This window comes from Streptomyces sp. NRRL F-5126, assembly GCF_000721265.1.
In the GTDB taxonomy this organism is placed as follows: Bacteria; Actinomycetota; Actinomycetes; order Streptomycetales; family Streptomycetaceae; genus Streptomyces.
This window is the reverse complement of sequence record NZ_JOFZ01000003.1, coordinates 335036-355315: the sequence shown is the minus strand read 5'-3', so window position 1 is coordinate 355315 and position 20280 is coordinate 335036. Positions and strand designations below refer to the sequence as shown.

The following is a 20280-nucleotide window of genomic DNA, read 5'->3' as shown; positions in this document are numbered from 1 at the left end:
GGGCCCCCGGGTAGGATCGGCTGTTCGTAACCTCCGCGGGTGGAGCGGGGGACACGGGAAGGTGGTGGCGGCGGGTCATGGCGCTGCGGTCCGCACGGGCGGGGAAGACGTCCGAAGGCCCCGGCCGGGGGGCGCCGGCTCCCGGTTCCGCCGCGAAGAAGCGCGGCAAGGCAGTGCCGGACGGCGCCATTGCCAGGCCCACCGCCGGCCGCTGGCTACTGCGCGGGAAGGACGGCAGGCTCACCGCGTACGCGCAGGTCGACGACGCGGCCGTGTGGTGGACCGAGACCGTGGCCGGCGGACCGTACTTCACGGGCCCGGAACGGCTGCCCGCCGGCGGCACGGCGCTCAGCATGACCACCGCACAGAGCGCCGAGGGCTACGCGTACCTGACGGCCCTGCGCAGACGCCCGGCGACCGATGGCGGCGAGCCGCTCATCGACGTGGTCAACGCGATCCAGTACCAGTCAGGGCGGCCACTGCGCACTTGGCAAAGCCTCGTGAGCCCCTACCGCGACCACGCGAAGGCGGCGAGGATGGGCGTGCCCGCCGCGCTGCTCGACGCGCGCAGCGGGCTCCACGTGTACATCCGAACCGCCGAGGGCCGCCTCGCCTACCGCAGACAGACGCCGAAGGGCCGCTTCAACAACTGGGAGCGGGCGGGCGTCGAGGGCACCCCCATCAAGGGCGAGGCTTACGCGGTGCTCGGCGACGACGGCGTGATCGACGTGCTCGGCCCGGCCGCCGGCCGCGTACTGCACTGGCGTCTGCGGGGCCACGAAGGGGAGATCGAACGCGTCACGGAGCTGGAGCTCGACGCGGCGGTCGCCCCCGGCACGCTCTCGTCCGAGCGCACCTCGCCCTCCCACCGCACCTACTTCTGGCGCGATGCCGGGAGCGCGCGGGTGCGCGCCTGGCGGCCGGGGAGCGACCCTGCCGACCTCGGCGGCCCCGGCAGCGGACCCGTGTCCGTCCTGCGCACGCCCGTGGACGGCGTGGACTGCACGATCCTCGCGGGCCGTGGGCAGGACGGTCGTCCCGCACTCGCCGCCTACCCGACGGAGGACGAGGAGGCGGGCCTGACGTGGGTTCCCTCCGGCGAACCGTGCCGGGGAGCGCCGGCACTCGCGCTGGACGGCGCGGGCAGGGTGACGCTGGCCGCCATCGGCGAGGACGGCTCCCTGCGGATCGCCCGGCAGAAGGCGGAGAGCGGCCTGGCCCTGGAGGCGTGGACGCGACCGGCGGGCTGACGCCCGGCCGACCGCCCGGCATCCGCTACTCCCCGGCCGACCACCCGATGGACCCTTGAACGACCCCTTACGGGCAACCTCCACCGGGGCAGGCCCTCGCGTGGCGGCACGAACCCTGATGCCGTATCCGGGCAGCGGGGCCGTGCACCCTGATTCCACCCTCGAACGCCGTCTCATCACGTTTCTGCCGCTTCCCGGCCGGTGATGCCCCCTTCGGAAACGCGGAGCAGCACATCTACGGGGGCACACCATGACGACGCCGGCAGCCACACCGTCGCACCATTCGGGAGGCGGAATCGGGCACGAGCACACATCGGGATCGCCCGCATCCCGGGCGGCGCCCGCCGGGTGGCACCTGTGCGCATCGGGGTCACGGCTCACGACACCGGGTCCACATCCTTGGGAAAGGGAGACACGGCTGTTCATGATCGCTGCCCCACCGCCCGAAGGGAACGCGATGAGAGCAGCACTGAGGTACGGCGCGCTGGCGGCGCTCGGCTCCCTGACCCTCTCGACGGCCGTCGCCGCCCCGGCGAGCGGCGCGGACGCCGCGGGGAGGGCGAAGCCACCCTACGAGCGCTTCGACACGTACGCCGCCGGCCGGGCCGTGACGGCGGAGGAGCTCGCGGCAGGGCCCGAGTCCCGCGGAGTCGCCCTCGCCGCACACCGGGCGGCGGCCGCGGGCATCGCTTTCGGTCCCTGCCCCAAGGAGGAGATGCTGCCCGACCCCGTGACCTGCGGCACCGTCGACGTCCCGCTCGACTACGCGCACCCGGAAGGACGCCGGATCGCGCTGACCGTCAGTCACGTCAAGGCGAGCGGCAAGCCGTCCGAGCGGCAGGGCGCCCTCGTCTACAACCCGGGCGGGCCCGGAGCCTCCAGCATGTCGTTCCCCATGGTGGCGGACCTGCCCGAGTGGAAGAAGATCGCGGCGGCCTACGACATCGTCGGCTACGCGCCGCGCGGCGTGGGACGCTCGGCGCCGCTGTCCTGCGAGAGCCCGCAGGACTTCGCGAAGGCGCCGACAACAGCGCCCGAGCACCCCTCGCGGGCCTACAAGCGCCTGCGCGTCAAGGAGGCGAAGGCGTACGCGCAATCCTGCGCGACGAAGGCGGGCGACGCGCTGCCCTACTACACGTCGCTCAACAACGCGCGCGACCTCGACGTGCTGCGGGCCGCGCTCGGCGAGAAGAAGCTGACGTTCATGGGCGCCTCCTACGGCACGTACTTCGGCGCCGTGTACGCGACGCTCTTCCCGTCCCACGTACGGCGCATGGTGTTCGACTCGGCCGTCGATCCCGACCCCTCACAGGTCTGGTACGGCGACAACATGGAGCAGTCGGCGGCCTTCGAACGCCGCTGGGCCGACTTCCGCGCCTGGGTCGCGCGGCACGACGCCGTCTACCACCTGGGCGCCACGGCGGCGGGCGTCGAGCGCAGCTACGAGGAGGTCAGGGCGCGCGTCGCACGCCGGCCGGCGGGCGGTAGCGTGGGCCCCGCCCAGCTCCAAGCGGCGATGCTCTCGGCCGGCTACTACGACGACTACTGGGCGATGCGCGCGACCGCGCTCTCCGAGTACCTCAAGGGAGACGAGAAGCCTCTCGTCGAACAGGCGTCACCGCTCACGCTCCCGGAAGCCGAACGGGAGGCGGAGAACGCCAACGCGGTCTACACCGCCGTGGAGTGCAATGACGCGCCCTGGCCGGGTAAGTGGCGCGACTGGGACCGCGACAACACGGCCCTCGCGCGCACCGCGCCGTTCGAGACGTGGGACAACGTCTGGCAGAACCTGCCCTGCGCGTACTGGCCCGCGCCGCACGGGCGCCCGGTCGACGTGCGGACCGCTCCCGGCGCGCTGCCACCGACCCTGATCCTCGCCGCCGAGCGCGATGCGGCCACGCCGTACGAGGGGGCGCTCGAACTCCAGCGCAGGCTCGCCGGTTCCTCGCTGGTGACCGAGCGCGACGCGGGCACCCACGGCATCGCCGGCGGCCCCAACGCGTGTGTGAACGCCTACATGACCGACTACCTGCTGACGGGACGTACGCCGGGGGCAGGGGCAAGTTGCGCGCCGCACAAGGAACCGAACCCGGTGTCCCTGGCCCGCGCGAAGGCGCCGGGCCGGGCGGCGCCGCGCGGGCAGGCACGCGTCACGCAAGCACTCCGCACGAGCGTGCTGCCGGGCCGGCCGTGAAGGCGTGGGGGAAAACGGCCGCAGCGAGCCGGTCAGCCGCCTGCCGCGGCGGTCGGCGCCGCGGCCGCGGCGCCCCGGCCGCCGTCGCCGTCCGGGCCATCGCCGCCTGCGGCCTCCGCCTTCGCCTCCGCCGCCTCGCGCTCATCGCGCACGTCCCGGCGGAACAGCACCCACCAGCCCACCGGCACGCCCGCGGCGAAGAGCCACCACTGGATGGCGTAGGGCAGGTGCACACCCTTGCCGACGACCGCCATGGAGTCGCTGTCGGCGTTGGGATTGGGAACGAGCTCCGCCTCCTCGGACGCCGGCGGGGTGGGCTTGGTGGACTTCAGCTCCATGTATCCCGCGACGACGGGCTCGGGGAGGTTCTTGGCCTGCTCACGGCTGTTGATGATCATGTACTGCTTGGGGGGCAGGCCGACGCGTCGGTGGATGCCGGTGGACGCGTACGTCTCGTCCGGGCGCAACCGCCCGACCACCTTGATGGTGCCCTTGGGTGTCTTCGGGACGGGCGGATAGGCGGTGCCGCTGTTGTTGGCCGGCTTCACCCAGCCGCGGTTGACGAGGATCGCGTCGCCCGAGGCGGTGATGAGCGGGGTGATCAGGTGGAAGCCGATCGTGTCGCCGTGGGCGTCGGTGCGCTGGCGGATCACGAACTGGTGGGCCGGGTCGTAGTGGCCCGTGGCACTGACCGTCCGGTACAGATCGCTGAACGGTACCGTGCCACCCGGCTTCGACAGCGAGGTCATCGCAACCGTCGGCGCACTCAGGTTTCCGTTGATCAGTGCGTCGTTCCTCTTGGTCTCCTCGTACCGGTGGTACTGCCACAGGCCCAGCCGGTAGAAGGTCGGGATCAGGGCGGCGAACACCAGAGTAAGGATCACCCAGCGCCGGGTCAGCAGGGTACGCAACACCTGACGACCGTACCTCTCCGCCCCAGCGCCCGAGCAGCGGCCCCGCCTTCGGCGGCATGTCCGACATGTGCCGGCGTCCGGACGGCATGCACGCCCGGACGCCGGCAGGCAGCCGGCGGCAGCGGGCCGCCCGGACCCGTGTTCTCAGGCGAGCCCTGCGACCAGGTCGGCCACCGACTTGCGGCGGCCAGTGAAGAACGGCACCTCGATGCGGACGTGGCGGCGCGTCTCCGAGCCTCGCAGGTGACGCATCAGGTCCACGATGCGGTGCAGTTCGTCGGCCTCGAACGCGAGGATCCACTCGTAGTCGCCGAGTGCGAACGACGAGACCGTGTTGGCCCGCACGTCCGGGTACTCGCGCGCCATCATGCCGTGCTCGGCGAGGAGCCTGCGCCGCTCCGCGTCCTCCAGCAGGTACCACTCGTACGAGCGCACGAACGGGTACACGGCGACGTAGTCGCGGGGCGTCTCCTCCGCGAGGAACGCGGGCACGTGCGACTTGTTGAACTCGGCGGGCCGGTGCAGCGCCATGTTCGACCACACGGGCTTCAGGGCGCGCCCGAGACGCGTGCGGCGGAAGCGGTTGTAGGCGTCCTGGAGCTCGTCGGCGGTCTCCGCGTGCCACCAGATCATCACGTCCGCCTCGGCCTTCAGGCCGGAGACGTCGTACGTGCCCCGGATCGTGATGTCCTTGGCGGCCAGCTGGTCGAACAGTTCCTGGACCTCGTCGGCGTAACCCGACCTGTCCTCGGGCAGCACGTCGCGCAGCTGGAAGACGGACCACAGGGTGTAGCGGACGACGTCGTTGAGATCCCGGGCCTTCTTGCCCGCGTGCGGGGTCTTGCCCTCAGATGGTGCAGCAGTCATGGGACCCATTCTCGCGCGCCCGGCCCGCTGCTCCCGCCCGGGGTCGCCCCCGTATCCCGATCCCCCTCACCGCGCGCGCGAACCCGCGATCTCGTCCGCGGCTCGCGTGGCGGAGGCGATGGTCGCCGGGATGCCGACCCCGTCGTACGCCGCCCCGCACACCCGCAGCCCCGGCAGCGCCGCGACGGCCTCCCGGATGCGCGCCACGCGCGCCAGGTGGCCCACCGGGTACTGCGGCAGTCCGCCGATCCACCGGGTCACGCGGGTGGCCACCGGCCGCGCGGCGATGCCCACCGCGTCCCCGAGGTCGCGCAGCGACGCGCGCACCAGGTAGCCGTCCTCGCGCTGCACCTGCTCCTGCTCGCCGTACCTGCCCACCGACGTGCGCAGCACGAACAGGTCGGGAGCCGCGTCGTCGACCCACCCCCACTTGCGGGAGGAGAACGTCGCCGCCTTGATCGTGCGCCCGTCGACCGGCGGTACGAGGAAGCCGCTGCTGTCCTGCGGCAGCGCGGCGACGTCCGTGCGGCGGAACGCCATCGTGATCAGCGCCATCGAGGCGTATTCGACCTCGGCGAGCTCGGCGGACGCCTTCGGAGCCACGTCGGCCAGCAGCGCGGAGCTCGACCAGGCGGGCGTGGCGAGCACGATGGCGTCAGCGGTCAGCACCTCCTGGTCGGTACGGACGTGCCAGCCGTCGGTGGCGCGGGACAGGCCCAGCACGGGCGCCTTGGTGCGTACCTCCCCGCCCGCCGCGCGCACCGCGTCGGCCACGGCGCCGGGGAGGCGCCCGATGCCGCCGTCGACCCCGTTGAACACCGGCCCGCCGGACGGGGCGGGCCCGCCGGCGGCCGGTGCGGGCGGTGCGGCCTGCAGCGAGCGGACGGCGTCGAGCAGCGATCCGTGGCGCCGGGCCGCCGCATACAGCGCCGGCACCGCGGCGCGCATCGAGATGCGGTACGCGTCGCCCGCGTACACACCGCCGAGCAGCGGCTCCACCAGCCGGTCGACCACCTCGCGGCCGAATCGCTCCGCCACGTACGCGCCGATGGCGACGTCCTCGCCCACCTCGGCGGGCGGCAGCGCGCGCTCCTCGGAGATCCTGGCGAGGCCCTCCCGCGACAGCAGTCCGGCGAGCGCGGCCGGGTCGCCGGGCACGCCCATCACGTGGCCCTTCGGCATCGGCCGCAGCGCGCCGCGCGTCCACACCGAGGACGTCGTCGCCCTGGGCGGCTGGAGCCGGCCGCCCAGGCCGACCGCGCGTGCCAGTTCGGCGCCCTCGGGGCGGCGCGCCAGCATCGACTCGGCGCCGAGGTCGACCGGCGCGCCCTCGATCTCTCCGGCGTGCAGCTTGCCGCCGACCCGGTCGCTGCCCTCGAGGAGGGTCACGGTGGCGCCCGAGCCGAGCAGCCGGTGCGCGGCGGCGAGACCGGCGATGCCGCCACCGATGACCACGACACGCCCGGGTGAGGCCCCCGCGTGACGTGCGCTGAGTGTGTGCTGCGTGCTCGGCTCCATGGCTCTCACTCTCTCAAACCGGCGCGTGGTGCCGTCGGCCGCGTAGCGTTCAGCCGGTGGGACGGCCGAGGTGAAGGGGAGTGCGATGGCGGCGGAGCGCATGGTGGTCGTCGGGGGTGACGCGGCGGGCATGTCCGCCGCCTCCCAGGCGCGCAGGCTGAGGGGCCGTGACGAGCTGGAGATCGTCGCCTTCGAGCGCACCCGCTTCACCTCGTACTCCGCCTGCGGCATCCCGTACTGGATCGCCGGGGACGTGCGGGAGCGCGACGCGCTGGTGGCGCGCACGCCGCGCGAGCACGCTGAGCGCGGCATCGACCTGCGCACGCGCACCGAGGTCGTCGAGCTCGACGTGCCGGGGCAGCGGGTGCTCGCGCGTGACCTGGAGAGCGGCGAGGAGGGTTGGACGGGCTACGACAAGCTGGTGCTGGCGACCGGCGCGAGCCCCGTGCGGCCGCCACTGCCCGGCATCGAGGCGCCGGGTGTGCACGGCGTCCAGACGCTCGACGACGGCGAGGCCCTCATCGACACGCTGGCCCGGACCGAGGGGCGGCGCGCCGTGGTGGTAGGCGCCGGGTACATCGGCGTCGAGATGGCCGAGGCGCTGCTGCGCCACGGGTACGAGGTCACCGTCGTGCACCGCGACGAGCAGCCCATGTCGACGCTCGACCCCGACATGGGGCGCATGGTCGGCGACGCGATGACCGGCATGGGCATCACCGTGGTGAACGGCGCCGCCGTCACGGGGATCGTGACGGGCGCGGGCGGACGGGCGCGCGCCGTCGCCACGGACGACGCGCAGTACCCGGCGGACGTCGTCGTCCTCGGCATCGGCGTCCGGCCGCGTACGGAGCTCGCCGATGCGGCCGGGCTGCCGCGCGGCACGTCCGGGGGCCTGCTCACCGACCTTTCGATGCGGGTGCGCGGCCACGAGGACGTCTGGGCGGGCGGCGACTGCGTCGAGGTGCTCGACCTGGTGTCCGGCCGCACGCGCCATATCGCGCTCGGCACCCACGCGAACAAGCACGGCCAGGTCATCGGCGCGAACGTGGGCGGCGGCTACGCCACGTTCCCCGGCGTCGTGGGCACGGCCGTGAGCAAGGTCTGCGACCTGGAGATCGCCCGCACGGGGCTGCGCGAGAAGGACGCCCGCGCGGTGGGACTGCGGTTCGAGACCGTGACGATCCGCTCCACCAGCAGGGCCGGCTACTTCCCCGGCGCGGCGGAGATGACGGTGAAGATGACCGCGGAGCGGGGCACCGGCCGGCTGCTCGGCGTGCAGATCGTGGGGCGCGAGGGTGCCGGCAAGCGGGTGGACGTGGCGGCCGTCGCCCTGACCGCCGGCATGACGGTGGAACAGATGACGGCCCTCGACCTCGGGTACGCACCGCCGTTCTCGCCGGTCTGGGACCCGGTCCTGGTGGCGGCGCGCAAGGCCGCGGCCAAGCAGCGCGCGGGCGGTTGAGCGACGGGCGCGGGTACCCGGGCGCGCCTCGATGTGCCGCCTCCAACCGCGCCTTCCGGATGAACAGTTGGTGCACCACCCCTTGACGCCCTCTTTGGTCTAGTCCAACTATGAGGGTGCGCGTCAGCGCGCCGCCGGGCGGCCCCACCCTCCGGCCGGCGCGCCGTCCCGGCCTCCCCACAGCCACCGAAAGGGCATCACCATGCGCAGACTCCGCCATGCCACCGCCGGCCTCGCCACCGCGGCCCTTGCCGCGTCCGCCGCCCTCGCGTCCGGCGGTACCGCCTCCGCCGCGCCGGCCGCGGGCGCCACCACGTTCGCCCCGTACACGGACATGTCGAACAGTCAGGAGGGCCTGCTCGACACGGCGATCACCCAGCACGGCGTGAAGACCTTCACCGCGGCCTTCGTCATCGGCTCGGGCTGCAACGCCATCTGGGGCGACACGCTGCCCGTCGGCGGCGACTCGTACACCGACCCGCTCATCAAGAAGGCCCAGTCCGAGGGCGCGTCGGTCATCGTGTCGAACGGGGGCGCCGCGGGCTACCCGCTCGGCTGGACCTGCACGGACCAGAGCGCCATCAAGGCCGGCTACCAGAAGATCATCAGCGCGTACGGCGTGAAGTCCCTCGACTTCGACATCGAGGGCGGGGCCGTCGCCGACCAGACCTCGGCCGTCCGCAACTGGACGGTGATGAAGCAGCTCAAGGACGCCAACCCCGGCCTGACCGTGTCGGCGACGCTGCCCGTCCTGCCCAGCGGGCTCACCCAGGACGGCGTGAACATCCTCAAGTCCGCCAAGTCCGCGGGCCTGAAGCTCGACGTCGTCAACGCCATGACCATGGACTACTACCAGGGCAACCAGGACATGGGCCAGGCCGCCATCAAGGCGGGCCAGGCGACGCTCGCGCAGATGAAGTCCGTCGACTCCTCCTACACCTACGCCAACCTCGGCATCACGCCCATGATCGGCACCAACGACGACGGCTCGACCTTCACGCTCGCCGACGCGGCCACCGTGAAGAACTGGGCGGCCTCCAACGGCGTGGGCAGGCTGTCCATGTGGTCGGTCAACCGCGACCAGAGCTGCGGAGGCTCGCTCGCGCCGGCGGCGGCCTCGTCCACCTGCAGCGGCGTCTCGCAGTCCGAGCTCGCCTTCACCGACGCCCTGAAGTAGGCGCGCTGACGTAGTCGCGGCCGCCCGAACAGCCCGGGGCCGGCAGGACGAAACGCCCCTGCCGGCCCCGCCCCGGCGAGCGGTCCGCTCAGCGGGTCAGCGGACCGTCCGCTCGTGGACGAACTCGACGAGGCGGGTCAGCGCGTCCGGGTCCGTCGCGGGCATGACGCCGTGGCCCAGGTTGAACACATGCCCCTCGAGGCCGGACGCCGCGTCCAGCGCCGCCGCCGCCTTCGCCTCCACGGCCTCCCGCGGCGCGAACAGCACCGCCGGGTCCAGGTTGCCCTGGAGCGCCTTGCCGGGCCCGACCCTGCGCGCCGCCTCGTCCAGCGGGACGCGCCAGTCGACGCCGACGACGTCCGCGCCGGCCTCGCCCATCAGGCCCAGCAGCTCGCCCGTGCCGACACCGAAGTGGATGCGCGGCACGCCGTACGGGGCGGTCTCGGCGAACACCTTCGCCGACGCGGGCAGCACGTAGCGCCGGTAGTCGTCGGGCGCCAGCGCCCCCGCCCACGAGTCGAACAGCTGGACCGCGCTAGCGCCCGCCTCGATCTGCACCCTCAAAAACGCCCCGGTGATCGCGGCAAGCCGGTCGACCAGGTCGGCCCACAGGTCCGGCTCGCCGTACATCATGGCCTTGGTCCGCTCGTACGTGCGCGAGGGCCCGCCCTCGATCAGGTAGCTCGCGAGGGTGAACGGTGCGCCCGCGAACCCGATCAGCGGGGTGGCGCCGAGTTCGGCCGTGAGCAGGCCGACGGCCTCGGTGACGTACGGCACGTCGTCGGGCGTGAGCGGCCGCAGCCGGTCCAGGTCGGCGCGCGTGCGCACCGGGTCGGCCACCACGGGGCCGACGCCCGGCTTGATGTCGAGATCGATGCCGATCGCCTTGAGCGGCACCACGATGTCGCTGTAGTAGACCGCCGCGTCCACCTTGTGCCGGCGCACGGGCTGCATCGTGATCTCGGCGACCAACTCGGGTCGCGTGCAGGACTCGAGCATCGGCACACCCTCGCGCGCCTTCAGGTACTCGGGCAGCGACCGCCCCGCCTGGCGCATGAACCACACCGGTGTGTGCGGCACGTCCTCGCGTCTGCAGGCACGCAGGAAGGCCGAGTCGTGCGCGGCGGTGTTCGTGGTCGGCTGGCCCGTGGGGCGGTGCTGGTTGCTCACGTCCGGAATCTTCGCATGTGCGGCCGAGAGGCAGGCCCGGCACGGGTGTCCCTCCCTGCGCGCGGGCCGTGTTCGGCCTACTCTTCCCCGCATGGCCGCGGCTCAGGGACAGTTCTCCGATCATTCGAACGACGCAGGTGGGAAGGAAAACACGCCGGGCGCTCCGCTACCGCCCGCGTTCCTCGCCGCGGTGGAGGCGCTGCGCGCTGCGCGGCCGGGCCAGGAGATCGAGATCGAGCCCACGCGGGCGCCGCAGCGCCTCGCGCCGCACGCGTACGCGCTGGAGGCGACCGTCGTCGACGGCGAGGACGATCTCGCGGACGGCCGCCTCGTGCTCCTGCACGACCCGGCGGGCCACGAGGGATGGCACGGAACATTCCGCCTGGTCACTCTCGTACGGGCGGAGCTGGAGGCGGAGATGGCGGCCGACCCGCTGCTGCCCGACGTGTCATGGTCGTGGCTGACCGGCGCGCTCGAGGCGCGCGGGCTCGGGTACGGCGAGCCGAGCGGCACGGTCACGCGCGCGGGCTCGCACTACTTCGGCGGTCTCGCGGAGCGCCGTCCGAGCAACCAGATCGAGATCAGGGCGTCGTGGACGCCGCGCGAGGGGCACGGCGGCGTCCCCGACACGGCGGCGCACCTGGCCGCCTGGTGCGACCTGCTGCGCCAGATCGCGGGCCTGCCTCCGGCCACCCGCGATTACGGCCCGCAGTCCGCGGCCGCGGAGGCGGGACCCGGCGGGGGAGTGGTGTCCCTGCCGCAGCGCCGCGGACCCCAGGCGACCTGACGCCCGCGGGGCCGGACGCCGGTTTCGCCGCGCCTGTCTTCCAACGCCCGTCGGGCACGGCCGTCTGCCGGAGCGCGGCCCCAGGCCGTGACCTCCCCCGTCGCCTCGGCTGCCGCTTTCCCCTGTCCCTCGGACCCCTCGGAAGCCACCTGCCGGTCCTGGGAGGCCCGGGCCCGGTACGGCGACGGCCCCTGGCCCACCGGAGGCCGCGGCGGGGCTCATGACGGCGGGCCGGGTGTTCGGTTCCCCGCCGGGCCCGCCGGAAAGGCGTGCACGCAGGGCAAAGTCGAGCGAGTGTCCGAATTGCCCCAATTGTTACTCACTAGATCGTGATCTTTCCCTAAAGGCGGGCGGGATAGCTGCCGAAGAGGTCAGTGACCCTGTCACACACGGTTCCCCCCGGCTCAATCCCCCCGGCCGGCCCCGTCCGCACCTTCCCCAGGAGGCCTGGTGTCCGTTCTCCTCGAGCAGCCCGCAAGCCTGGTCGCCTACCGCCCGAACAAGCCGACGGCCATGGTTGTCGTGGCCGATCCGCGCGTCCGCTCCACCGTCACGCGCCACCTGTGGGCGCTGGGAGTCCGTGACGTCATCGAGGCGTCGTCCATCGCGGAGGCACGCCCCCGCGTGGGCAGCCCGCGCGACATCTGCGTGGCCGACGTCCACCTGCCCGACGGCTCGGGCCTCACCCTGCTGTCCGAGACCCGCGCGGCGGGCTGGCCCAACGGCCTCGCCCTCTCCGCGGCGGACGACATCGGCGCGGTACGCAACGCACTCGCAGGCGGCGTGAAGGGCTACGTCGTCACCGGTACGCGCACCAATATCGGCCACCCGAGCCGCCCGGGCGCGGCGCCGATCGGTGCCGGCGCCCGTATGCACCGGCGCCCGCCCGGCGCGCCCGGCGCCCCGAGCCACCCCGGTGGCTACCGCGAGCTGTCCGGCCGCGAGGTCGAGGTCCTGAGGCTCGTCGCCGAGGGGCAGTCCAACAAGGCCATCGGCGTCTCGATGGGCCTGTCGGCGCTGACGGTCAAGAGCCACCTCGCCCGCATCGCACGCAAGCTCGGCACGGGCGACCGCGCCGGCATGGTCGCCGTCGCGCTGCGGACCGGCATCATCCACTGACCGCGTCCTGCGAGGTCCCGCCGGGCCCGCACCGCCCGTCGACGGAACGTTCCGTCGACGGGCGTCTTCCGTTCACGGATACCCTTGACGGGTGACCGACGCCCAAGAGACCGCAGCAGACCCGGAACTGCGCACCACGGGGGGCCCGCGGCGAGAACCGTGGGTGTCGCAGCCCGCACCAGACGTCGCCCCGGCACCGATCCCCCTGCTGGAGCCACGCGAGGGGATCCCGCCGGTCGTCGCCACCGACGCGGCGCTCGCCGAGGTGGTCGCGGCCTTCGCGGCGGGGCGCGGGCCCGTGGCCGTCGACGCCGAGCGAGCCTCGGGCTACCGGTACGGGCAGCGCGCCTACCTCGTCCAGCTGCGCCGTGAGGGCGCGGGCACGGCGCTCGTCGACCCGGTCGGCTGCCCCGACCTCTCCGGGCTGGGCGAGGCGATCGCCGGTGCCGAGTGGATCCTGCACGCCGCCACCCAGGACCTGCCGTGCCTGCGGGACATAGGTATGCGGCCCACCAGGCTCTTCGACACGGAACTCGCGGGACGGCTCGCGGGCTATCCGCGCGTGGGACTCGGCGCGATGGCGGAGACGGTCCTCGGCTTCTCGCTGGAGAAGGGGCACTCGGCCGTCGACTGGTCGAGCCGCCCGCTGCCCGAACCCTGGCTCAGGTACGCGGCGCTCGACGTCGAGCTGCTCGTGGACCTGCGCGACGCGCTGGAGAAGGAGCTCGACCGGCAGGGCAAGCTGGAGTGGGCGCTCCAGGAGTTCGACGCCATCGCCACGGCTCCGCCGGCGCCGCCGCGCAAGGACCCCTGGCGCAGGACGTCCGGGATGCACAAGGTCCGCAGGCGCCGGCAGATGGCCGTCGTGCGCGAGCTGTGGAACACCCGCGACCGGATCGCGCAGCGGCGTGACGTCTCGCCCGGCAAGGTGCTCGGTGACGCGGCGATCGTCGAGGCGGCGCTCGCTCTGCCGCAGAACGTGCACGCGCTCGGCGCGCTCCCCGGCTTCGGTCACCGGGTCGGCAGGCGCCAGCTCGATCAGTGGCAGGCCGCGGTCGACCGCGCACGCGCGCTGCCCGAGCCGGACCTGCCGCAGCCGGGGCAGGCGCTCCAGGGGCCGCCGCCCCCGCGCTCCTGGGCCGACAAGGATCCGCGGGCCGCAGCACGGCTCTCGGCCGCGCGCGCCGCGGTGACGTCCCTCGCGGAGGAACTGCACATGCCGCAGGAGAACCTGATCACGCCCGACACCGTCCGCCGCGTCTGCTGGGAGCCGCCCGCCGAGCCCACGCCGGAAGCGGTGGCCGCGGCACTGCGTGGGCACGGCGCCCGGCCGTGGCAGGTCGAGCAGGTGACTGTGCTGCTGACCGAGGCGCTGTCGGCCCGGTAGCGGCACGGCGCTGAGCACGGGCCGCGCCCGGGAGGGGACCCCCGGGTGCGGCGGTGGCGGGTGTGACGTTGAACGCTCGCCATGATGGGGGTGGGCAGGCTAATTACTCGCGAGTAGCATTGGCGGCAGCGCGCCTCCGTGCGCGCCGCAGCTGTGCCACCCCGCACCCTGGAGGAGAGCCAATCGTGCCTCGTACCGTCAGGGACGTCGTCTTCGTCGACGGCGTCCGCACCCCGTTCGGCAAGGCGGGCCCGAAGGGCATCTACCACGAGACCCGCGCGGACGATCTCGTCGTGAAGTCGATCCGGGAGCTGCTGCGGCGCAACCCGGACCTGGACCCGGCCCGCATCGACGAGGTCGCCGTCGCCGCGACCACGCAGATCGGCGACCAGGGGCTGACCATCGGCCGCACCGCGGGCATTCTCGCGGGCCTGCCGAAGTCCGTGCCCGGTTACGCGATCGACCGCATGTGCGCCGGCGCGCTGACCGCCGTCACCACCACGGCGGGCTCCATCGCCTTCGGCGCGTACGACGTCGTCGTGGCCGGCGGCGTCGAGCACATGGGCCGCCACCCGATGGGCGAGGGCGTCGACCCCAACCCGCGGTTCGTGTCCGAGAAGCTCGTCGACGAGTCCGCCCTGTTCATGGGCATGACCGCGGAGAACCTGCACGACCGGTTCCCGCACCTCACGAAGCGGCGCGCCGACGAGTACGCCGTGCGCTCCCAGGAGCGCGCCGCCAAGGCGTACGCGAACGGCAGGATCCAGCAGGACCTGGTGCCGATCTCGGTCCGCCGCACCTCGCCCGAGGCGGGGGAGACCGGCTGGGGCCTCGTGACGGCCGACGAGCCGATGCGCCCCGGCACCACGCTGGAGACGCTGGCCGGCCTCAAGACCCCGTTCCGCCCGCACGGCCGGGTCACCGCTGGCAACGCAGCCGGCCTCAACGACGGCGCCACCGCCTCCCTCATCGCCGCCGAGGACTTCGCGCGCGAGCAGGGCCTGCCGGTGCGGATGCGCCTCGTCGGCTACGCCTTCGCGGGCGTGGAGCCCGAGGTCATGGGCTACGGACCGATCCCGGCGACCGAGAAGGCCCTCGCCAAGACGGGCCTGTCGATCTCCGACATCGGGCTGTTCGAGATCAACGAGGCCTTCGCGGTGCAGGTGCTCGCGTTCCTCGACCACTACGGCATCGCCGACGACGACGAGCGCGTCAACCAGTACGGCGGCGCCATCGCGTTCGGCCACCCGCTCGCCTCGTCCGGGGTCCGGCTGATGACGCAGCTGTCCCGGCAGTTCGAGGAGAACCCGCACGTCCGCTACGGCCTGACCACGATGTGCGTCGGCTTCGGCATGGGCGCGACGGTCGTCTGGGAGAACCCGCACTTCGACGGAGGCAGCAAGTGAGCAACATCGCCGAACTGCTGAAGGGCGCGGCCGAGGTCTTCCCCGACGAGGTCGTCACCCAGGCGCACGTGCGCCACCTCGACCTGCCGGCCGACGCCGGGCGCTTCGCGCTGATCACGCTGGACAACGGCTTCGACCACACGAAGCCCACCAGCTTCGGGCCGCAGTCGCTCGCGAACATCGACGCGGCGATCGACCAGGTCGAGCGCGAGGCCGCGGACGGCACCATCGTGGGCGTCGGCGTCACGGGCAAGCCGTTCGTCTTCGCCGTCGGCGCCGACCTCAAGGGCGTCGGGCTGCTGCGCAGCAGGGACGAGGCGGCCGCCATCGGCCAGGCGGGCCACGACGTGTTCGCGCGGCTCGGCGCCATCGCCGTCCCGGCCTTCGCCTACTACAACGGCGCGGCAATGGGCGGCGGCGTCGAGATCGGCCTGCACTGCCAGTACCGCACCGTCTCCTCGTCGATCGCGGCGTTCTCCTTCCCCGAGGTCTTCCTCGGCCTGGTGCCCGGCTGGGGCGGCTGCACCCTGCTGCCGAACCTGATCGGCGCCGGCCCCGCCGTCAACGTCATCATCGAGAACGCCCTCAACCAGAACCGCCAGCTCAAGGGCGAGCAGGTCTTCGAGCTCGGCATCGCCGACGCGATCTTCGAGGCCGCGGACTTCCTGGAGCAGTCCCTCGTCTGGACCGCCGCCGTCCTCAAGGGCGAACTGGAGGTCGTACGCCCGGAGATCGACCGCGGCGAGGCGTGGGACCAGGCCGTCGAGTGGGGCAGGGCCGTCGCCGACTCCAAGGTGCACGGCGCGGCCCCCGGCGCCTACCGGGCGCTCGACATCATCGCCCGCGTCAAGGACGGCGATGTGGCGGCCGGGTTCGAAGCGGAGACCGAGGCGCTCGCCGACCTGGTGATGAGCGGCGAGCTGCGCTCCGGCATCTACGCCTTCAACCTCGTCCAGGGACGGGCCAAGCGGCCCGCCGGCGCGCCGGACAAGAACCTCGCGCGCCCCGTGAACAAGGTCGGCGTGGTCGGTGCGGGCCTGATGGCGTCCCAGCTGGCGCTGCTGTTCGTGCGCCGCCTCCAGGTGCCCGTCGTCCTCACGGACGTCGACCAGGAGCGCATCGACAAGGGCGTCGGCTACGTGCACGCGGAGGTCGACAAGCTGCTCGGCAAGGGCAGGATCGACCAGGACACGGCCAACCGCCTCAAGGGTCTCGTCACCGGAGTGCTCGACAAGGCCGAGGGGTTCTCCGACGCGGACTTCGTGATCGAGGCCGTGTTCGAGGAGATGGGCGTCAAGCAGCAGGTGTTCGCCGAGGTGGAGGCGGTCGTCCCGGAGACGGCGATCCTCGCCACCAACACGTCGTCCCTGTCGGTCGGCGAGATGGCGGCCGGCCTCGCCCACCCCGAGCGGGTCGTCGGCTTCCACTTCTTCAACCCGGTCGCCGTGCTGCCGCTGCTGGAGGTCGTACGCGGCGAGCGCACGGACGACGCGTCGCTCGCCACGGCGTTCGCCGTGGCGAAGAAGCTCCGCAAGACGGCCGTGCTCGTCAAGGACGCGCCGGCGTTCGTCGTCAACCGGGTGCTGACCCGCTTCATGGGCGAGATCCAGAACGTCATCGACGAGGGCACGCCGGTCGATGTCGCGGAGCGCGCCGTCGAGCCGCTCGGCCTGCCGATGTCGCCGCTCGTCCTGCTCGAACTGGTCGGCCCCGCGATCGGCCTGCACGTCTCCGAGACGCTGCACGCGGCCTTCCCCGACCGGTTCACCGTGTCTCAGAACCTGCGGGCGGTCGTGGAGGCCGGCAAGCGCGGCTTCTACGTCCACGACTCGGGCAAGCCCGAACTCGACCCCGACGTCCTCGCCCTGATGAGGCAGGGGGACCGGGTCCTGACGCAGGAGCAGGTGCGGGACCGCGTCCTCGACGCGGTCGCCGAGGAGATCGGGCTGATGCTCGACGACGGCGTTGTCGCAGAGGCGCAGGACATCGACCTGTGCCTGATCACCGGCGCCGGCTGGCCGTTCCACCTGGGCGGAGTGACGCCCTACCTGGACCGTGAGGGCGTGTCCGAGCGGGTGCTCGGACGGCGCTTCCTGCCGCCGGGCGTCGCGAGCGTGCCGGCGACGGCGTAGCCGACAGCAAGGGCGGGGTACGGGCGCGGCCGCCCGTACCCCGCCCTTTCCCGTGCCGGACGGTGCTCGGGCATGACGGCCGCTTTCTCGTTGTGTGATGAGCGTATGACGACGGGTCCTGATGGCGTTTTCCGCTGGTGTGCTGAGGCCATGCAGAACGAAACCAGCCCCCGTGGCTCCCTGACCCGCACGCACCGCCGGCGTCCCGTCGCCGTCGCGGCCGCACTCGCCGTGGCCGCGGCCGCCGTCCTGACCGGGTGCGGCGGCTCCGCCGGATCCGGCGTGCGGTCCGAACCCGCGCCGTCCGCATCGCTCCCCGCCAAGGACAGGAAGGTCCTGTGGCTGGGTGACTCCATCGCAGGCGTCGAGGCGCTGCCACTCGGCGCGGCGCTGAAGGCGAGCGGCGTGGGGTTCAAGAACGACTCGTCCGACGGCGGCGGCACCATCGTCGAGGGCGACAAGATGTCCCTTCCGATCGCACGGTCGACGTGGAAGCAACTTCGCAAGGACCTCGCCTCCTACCGGCCCGACGTGCTCGCCTACCAGATCACCACCTACGACTGGGGCACGCCCGAGCAGCAGCGCGCCTCGTACGAGAAGCTGGCCAAGGCGGCCGGGCACGCCGGCGCCGACCTCGTCATCGTCTCCGCTCCGCCGTTCAAGCTGGACGACTTCTACAAGAAGCACGCGGCACAGATCGAGAGCGCTCCGAAGGCCGCCGGCAAGGTCGCCGGCGCCGGTGGCGCGAAGGTGGCCTTCGCCGACGCCTCGGCGCTGTGGGGCACGGACAGCGGCGCCGCCAAGGCCCAGCGGGCGCCCGACGGCATCCACTCCTGCCAGCAGGGGTCCGCGGCCTTCGCCAAGTGGTTCACCGAGCGGCTCGGCAAGCGATACGGGTTCACCCCGGCCCCGCCGAACGAGTGGGCCACGGGGACATGGGTGTCCAACCAGAGGTACGCCAAGCTCGGCTGCAGCTGACCGATGGCCCAGCACCGTGCGGCGCCCGGCCGCTCACATCCCTCGCCCGTCCCGCTCCCCACCCCACGGGCGGGCCGCCCGCACCTCGCCCCGCTCGACGGCCTTCGGGGGCTGGCCGTCGCGGCGGTGCTGCTCTTCCACGCGGGCTACCTGCGCGGCGGCTTCCTCGGCGTCGACCTGTTCTTCGTGCTGTCGGGCTTCCTGATCACCGGGCTGCTGCTGGCCGAGACGAGGCGGGCCGGCGGGATCGACCTCGCCGCATTCTGGGCACGCAGGGCGCGGCGCCTGCTGCCGGCCCTGGTCGTCATGGGCGTGGCCACTCTGCTCCTGGCCTGGGTGTTCGGCTCCCCGAGCCTGCTCGCCTTCGCTCTCGACGACGCGCCATGGGCCGCCGCACAGGCGGTCAACTGGCACTTCATCGCCGAACAGGTCGGCTACTGGAACGCCTCGGACACGCGCCTGTTCTCCCATTTGTGGAGCATCGCCGTGGAGTGGCAGTTCTATCTGGCCTGGCCGGTGGTGGTCCTGTTGGCCGGCCGCGGACGCCACGGCGAGCGCCGGGTGGCCTCTCTCGCCGTGGTGGGCGCCTGCGTCTCCCTCGCGTTGATGATCATGTTCGACACTGCGGTGGACACCACGCGGGTCTACGAGGGCACCGACACGCGGGCGTTCTCGCTGCTGCTGGGTGCCGCGGTCGCCACCCGGCCGGTGAGGGCGGGGTTCGCCCGCGTGCCGCGGCAGGCTGCGGACCTGCTGTGCGCCGTCCTGGCGTGCGGCCTGGTGGCGTCCTGGGCGCTCACCGACGGGCAGCACGCGCCCGGGCTGTTCCAGGGCGGGATGTTCCTGCACTCGCTCGTCGCCGCCGTGCTGATCGCCACGCTCGCCGCCGTGCCCGACGGGCGCACAGGGCGCGCGCTCGGCAGCGTGGTGCCGCGCCGGTTGGGAGAGCTCTCCTACGGCCTGTACCTGTGGCACTGGCCGGTGTACCTGCTGCTTCCCGCGGACGTCCTCGGCTTCGGCGGCCCGCCCCGTACGGCCGTGCTGATCGCGCTGTCCCTTGCCGCGGCCGCCCTGTCGAAGAAGCTGGTCGAGGACCCGGTGCGGTTCCGGGCCCGGTGGGCCACCAGCCGCCGCGGGCTCGCCGTGCTCGGCGCGACGGCATTGGTGGCGGCCGCGGTGTGGGCGGCGATACCGCAGCCCACGCTGGGAGCCGGGTCGGTGGACGTGCACCGGCTGATGGAACCGTAGGCCCCGCTCGGCACCTCCAGGACAGCGGAGAGCGGACAGCCGCGCGGCAGACGCGTGGCGAGGGGCGCGGCAAAGGAGGGCGGGTGCGTGAGACACCTTCCGTGGCACGGGCCGCGGATCCCGGCGGCCCCCGCCGTGTGGGTCCTGGCGGCCGCGCTGCTCGCCGGCTGCGGCGTCACCGCCACAGGACCCAGCAGGGCAGGCGCGCCGGCCCGGGGGCAGCGGGTCGAGGCGCAGGCGCATGTGTTCCGCGTGTATTTCCTCACGTCACGCGGCATATGGCCCGTCGCCCGTACCGCGCCGGAGGGCGCCGGGCCACAGGGTGCCCTCGACGAGCTCCTGGCCGGACCCGCACCGTCGGAGCGCGCACGAGGCCTGGTCACCGCACTGCCCTCGGGCGCTCACCGGGTCAGGGCCCGGGCGTCGCGGGGAGCGGTCGACCTGTACCTGCCGTGGCTGGTCTCGGAGCTGGACAGGACGGCGGTCAGCCAGCTCGTGTGCACGGCGGCCGCCGCGCCGGGCATCCCCGGCGGCGAGCGGCCGCAGGACGTGGTCGTGCGGATCCACGAATCAGGTCTGCGGGGGGAGGCCTGGCCCGTGCTGTGCGACGGAAGCGGCGCCGCCGCCCCGCTGAACACCGGCGGCCGGGCGCGCTGACGCACCGGTGGAGT

At 73.2% G+C, this 20280-nt stretch carries 16 protein-coding genes; 12 read left to right on the top strand and 4 right to left on the bottom strand.

From position 1 onward, the window contains the following. The first annotated feature begins 77 nt into the window (after positions 1-77). Positions 78-1250 (top strand): hypothetical protein, encoded by a 1173-nt coding sequence (locus IH48_RS0108030; protein WP_234434170.1) that lies wholly within the window; start codon positions 78-80, stop codon positions 1248-1250. A gap of 457 nt (positions 1251-1707) precedes the next feature. Further along, the gene (locus IH48_RS0108025) at positions 1708-3444 is read left to right on the top strand and encodes an alpha/beta hydrolase (RefSeq protein WP_199809907.1); all 1737 of its coding nucleotides are present in this window, start codon (positions 1708-1710) and stop codon (positions 3442-3444) included. Positions 3445-3476: 32 nt separating this feature from the next. Here the strand turns inward: IH48_RS0108025 and IH48_RS0108020 are convergent, their stop codons facing one another. The 3 genes from IH48_RS0108020 to hemG form a co-directional block, all read right to left on the bottom strand. Continuing rightward, complete coding sequence (locus tag IH48_RS0108020; RefSeq protein ID WP_030901059.1) at positions 3477-4358, bottom strand: SURF1 family protein; 882 nt, start codon at positions 4356-4358, stop codon at positions 3477-3479. Between the two features lie 144 nt (positions 4359-4502). Next, positions 4503-5225, bottom strand: coding sequence for a hydrogen peroxide-dependent heme synthase (gene hemQ / locus IH48_RS0108015; RefSeq protein WP_030901056.1), 723 nt, complete (start codon positions 5223-5225; stop codon positions 4503-4505). A gap of 66 nt (positions 5226-5291) precedes the next feature. Beyond that, positions 5292-6743: a protoporphyrinogen oxidase gene (gene hemG / locus IH48_RS0108010; protein ID WP_030901053.1), complete on the bottom strand. Its 1452-nt coding sequence runs from the start codon at positions 6741-6743 to the stop codon at positions 5292-5294. Positions 6744-6828: 85 nt separating this feature from the next. Between hemG and IH48_RS0108005 the strand changes: the two genes are divergently transcribed. Together IH48_RS0108005 and IH48_RS0108000 are read left to right on the top strand one after the other, a co-directional pair. Next, the gene (locus IH48_RS0108005) at positions 6829-8205 is read left to right on the top strand and encodes an FAD-dependent oxidoreductase (protein WP_030901050.1); all 1377 of its coding nucleotides are present in this window, start codon (positions 6829-6831) and stop codon (positions 8203-8205) included. 202 nt (positions 8206-8407) lie between these two features. Next, positions 8408-9382: a chitinase gene (locus tag IH48_RS0108000; RefSeq protein ID WP_030901048.1), complete on the top strand. Its 975-nt coding sequence runs from the start codon at positions 8408-8410 to the stop codon at positions 9380-9382. A 96-nt stretch (positions 9383-9478) separates the two neighbouring features. On the opposite strand, the gene hemE is transcribed toward IH48_RS0108000, so the two are convergent. Next, positions 9479-10552 (bottom strand): uroporphyrinogen decarboxylase, encoded by a 1074-nt coding sequence (gene hemE / locus IH48_RS0107995; protein WP_030901045.1) that lies wholly within the window; start codon positions 10550-10552, stop codon positions 9479-9481. 91 nt (positions 10553-10643) lie between these two features. Between hemE and IH48_RS0107990 the strand changes: the two genes are divergently transcribed. From IH48_RS0107990 to IH48_RS0107955, 8 genes are all read left to right on the top strand, one after another. Beyond that, on the top strand, positions 10644-11339 hold the full coding sequence (locus tag IH48_RS0107990) for a DUF3000 domain-containing protein (protein WP_037841244.1): 696 nt from the start codon (positions 10644-10646) through the stop codon (positions 11337-11339). 450 nt (positions 11340-11789) lie between these two features. Further along, positions 11790-12458: a response regulator transcription factor gene (locus IH48_RS0107985; RefSeq protein WP_030901040.1), complete on the top strand. Its 669-nt coding sequence runs from the start codon at positions 11790-11792 to the stop codon at positions 12456-12458. A 91-nt stretch (positions 12459-12549) separates the two neighbouring features. Continuing rightward, complete coding sequence (locus IH48_RS0107980) at positions 12550-13845, top strand: HRDC domain-containing protein (RefSeq protein WP_030901037.1); 1296 nt, start codon at positions 12550-12552, stop codon at positions 13843-13845. A gap of 185 nt (positions 13846-14030) precedes the next feature. Next, a complete protein-coding gene (locus IH48_RS0107975) occupies positions 14031-15251 on the top strand; it encodes a thiolase family protein (RefSeq protein WP_030901035.1) in 1221 nt (406 codons plus the stop codon). Beyond that, positions 15248-17383 (top strand): 3-hydroxyacyl-CoA dehydrogenase NAD-binding domain-containing protein, encoded by a 2136-nt coding sequence (locus tag IH48_RS0107970; RefSeq protein WP_030901032.1) that lies wholly within the window; start codon positions 15248-15250, stop codon positions 17381-17383. The genes IH48_RS0107975 and IH48_RS0107970 overlap by 4 nt, the downstream gene beginning before the upstream one ends. Positions 17384-17533: 150 nt before the next feature. Next, complete coding sequence (locus tag IH48_RS0107965; RefSeq protein WP_030901029.1) at positions 17534-18361, top strand: SGNH/GDSL hydrolase family protein; 828 nt, start codon at positions 17534-17536, stop codon at positions 18359-18361. 3 nt (positions 18362-18364) lie between these two features. Further along, the gene (locus IH48_RS0107960; RefSeq protein WP_030901026.1) at positions 18365-19609 is read left to right on the top strand and encodes an acyltransferase family protein; all 1245 of its coding nucleotides are present in this window, start codon (positions 18365-18367) and stop codon (positions 19607-19609) included. 87 nt (positions 19610-19696) lie between these two features. After that, entirely contained in the window at positions 19697-20266 is a 570-nt protein-coding gene (locus tag IH48_RS0107955) for a GerMN domain-containing protein (RefSeq protein WP_051839346.1), read from the top strand. Positions 20267-20280 lie beyond the last annotated feature (14 nt).

Excerpts from the sequence above, each read along its gene's own strand:
- IH48_RS0108030 (WP_234434170.1), top strand. The coding sequence starts at position 78 with ATGGCGCTGCGGTCCGCACGGGCGGGGAAGACGTCCGAAGGCCCCGGC.
- IH48_RS0108025 (WP_199809907.1), top strand. The coding sequence starts at position 1,708 with ATGAGAGCAGCACTGAGGTACGGCGCGCTGGCGGCGCTCGGCTCCCTG.
- hemQ (WP_030901056.1), bottom strand. The coding sequence starts at position 5,225 with ATGACTGCTGCACCATCTGAGGGCAAGACCCCGCACGCGGGCAAGAAG.
- hemG (WP_030901053.1), bottom strand. The coding sequence starts at position 6,743 with ATGGAGCCGAGCACGCAGCACACACTCAGCGCACGTCACGCGGGGGCC.
- IH48_RS0108005 (WP_030901050.1), top strand. The coding sequence starts at position 6,829 with ATGGCGGCGGAGCGCATGGTGGTCGTCGGGGGTGACGCGGCGGGCATG.
- IH48_RS0108000 (WP_030901048.1), top strand. The coding sequence starts at position 8,408 with ATGCGCAGACTCCGCCATGCCACCGCCGGCCTCGCCACCGCGGCCCTT.
- IH48_RS0107990 (WP_037841244.1), top strand. The coding sequence starts at position 10,644 with ATGGCCGCGGCTCAGGGACAGTTCTCCGATCATTCGAACGACGCAGGT.
- IH48_RS0107965 (WP_030901029.1), top strand. The coding sequence starts at position 17,534 with ATGCAGAACGAAACCAGCCCCCGTGGCTCCCTGACCCGCACGCACCGC.
- IH48_RS0107960 (WP_030901026.1), top strand. The coding sequence starts at position 18,365 with ATGGCCCAGCACCGTGCGGCGCCCGGCCGCTCACATCCCTCGCCCGTC.